The 2,146-nt window shown below is 49.3% G+C and carries 2 protein-coding genes; both read right to left on the bottom strand.

Going from position 1 to position 2,146, the window contains the following annotated elements; genetic code table 11:
* Window positions 1-725, bottom strand: a 725-nt coding sequence (locus tag AC29Z1_RS11735) for an FAD-dependent oxidoreductase (protein WP_488271649.1), incomplete at its 3' end; no start/stop codon positions are given.
* 189 nt (window positions 726-914) lie between these two features.
* Window positions 915-2,146 (bottom strand): glycerol kinase GlpK (gene glpK / locus AC29Z1_RS11730; RefSeq protein ID WP_488271648.1); only part of this gene is annotated, 1,232 nt, incomplete at its 5' end.

Here is a 2,146-nt window from a genome sequence, read left to right as displayed (position 1 = left end):
CTATTGACTATCCGGCTGGTAAACCGGTGATTAAAGGCTATGAGTACCCCTCTGTCAGGGCTAACATGCACGTCAAGCCCAGCCAGCTGCGCTATCTGCCCCACCCATGAGCCTGCAGCGTTGACAACATAGTCACAGGCAATGGAACCCGTTTCACCTGTTAGCGTATTTCTGATCTTTACTCCCACCACCTGATTGTTGATATGTTCAATGCCAATGACCTCGGTATAGGTCAATGCCTCCCCGCCATACTTGCGAGCTGACATAACATTTTGCCAAACCAAACGAAAGCCATCGATGGCCGAGTCAGGAACACGATAAGCGGCAACCACCTTGTCGGTGAGTTGTGGCTCCAATCGTTTGGCTTCTGCGGGTGTGATGGGGATTGCCGGAATATTTACTTTCGCACAAGCTTCTACCCAGGCAGCTTCAAACGCTTCATCATCTTCCGGCAGCCTGACAAACAATCCTTCGGTTTCTTCCACCGCCTGTTTGGCCACTTTGCGTAAAATCCGATTTTCTTCAATACATTCTTTCGCTGATTCGGCATCTTTCACCGCATACCGACCGCCGCTGTGTAACAATCCATGAAACCGCGAGCTAGTACCATAAGCCAAATCTTTTTGTTCAACTAAAATGGTTTTGATACCGCGCATGGACAAATCCCGGAGAATACCGACCCCGGTTGCCCCGCCGCCGATGACGACTACAGTAGCTTGTTTCATATGTATAACCCCTTCTTGGAGACTGGTTACCCACTCTCAACAATACTTACTACCTGAAAATGGGTAACCAGTCTCCGGAATGTAAAGATATAAGAAAAGACAGAGAAGTCCCCCTGTGCCAATGTTTGGCGCAAGCAGGACTTCTCTTCATCTCTAAGTCCGTAATAATACTTTGTCTAAATAATTGTTTTACTCTTCCCAATCCATCGAACGCTTGACTGCTTTTTGCCAACCTTTATACAGTTTGGCACTTTGCTCGGCTGGCATCTTGGGCTCGAAACGTCTGTCAAGTTTCCAGTTCTTAATCAATTCTTCTTTGTTACCCCATACGCCGACTGCCAAACCGGCAAGATAGGCTGCGCCCAGAGCAGTAGTTTCGGTAACCTGTGGCCGATCAACCGGTACGCCCAGGATATCTGCCTGGAATTGCATGAGGACATTATTCACTACTGCGCCGCCATCCACCTTGAGGGCTTGCAGTTTAATATTCGAGTCGGCTTCCATGGCGCTTAACACGTCTTTGGTCTGATAAGCCATGGAGTCAAGCGTAGCCCGAACCACATGAGCCTTAGTAGTACCACGGGTCAAGCCTAAAATCGCACCGCGGGCAGTCATATTCCAATAGGGAGCGCCTAAACCCACAAAGGCTGGAACAACATACACACCTTCCGCATCGCTGACTTTCTGAGCAAAGTATTCGGAGTCAGGAGCAGCATCAATCAATTTCAGACCGTCGCGCAGCCACTGAACTGCCGAACCGGCAACAAAAATACTGCCTTCCAACGCATATTCGACTTTGCCTTCAATACCCCAGGCAATGGTGGTCAAAAGACCGTTCTTAGAGTCATATACTTTGTCCCCGGTGTTCATCAGCATAAAGCAGCCAGTGCCGTAAGTATTTTTTGCCATGCCAGGCTTAAAGCAAGTTTGTCCGAACAGCGCTGCCTGCTGGTCACCTGCGGCCCCGGCAATCGGTACAGAAGCCCCCAAGAATACCACCGGATCAGTATAGCCGTAAACCTCACTGGATGGACGCACCTGAGGCAGCATAGAAGCTGGCACCGTCAGCGCGGCCAATAGTTCTTCGTCCCATTTGAGTTCGCGGATATTATACATGAGCGTGCGGGAAGCATTGGAGTAGTCAGTCACATGCACTTTGCCACCAGATAATTTCCAGATCAGCCAAGTATCAATGGTTCCGAAGAGAAGTTCTCCCTTTTCGGCTTTGGCACGGGCACCTTCAACATTGTCAAGTATCCATTTTACTTTGGTGCCAGAGAAGTAGGCGTCAATAACCAAACCGGTTTTTTGGCGGAAAGTATCTTCTAGCCCCTTGGCCTTCAAGTCGTTGCAGATGTCCATAGTTTGGCGGGACTGCCAGACTATGGCGTTATATACAGGTTTGCCTGTGGTTTTGTCCC

The sequence above is a fragment of the Sporomusa sp. genome, assembly GCF_057736855.1.
This window is presented reverse-complemented; position numbering and strand designations above follow the sequence as displayed.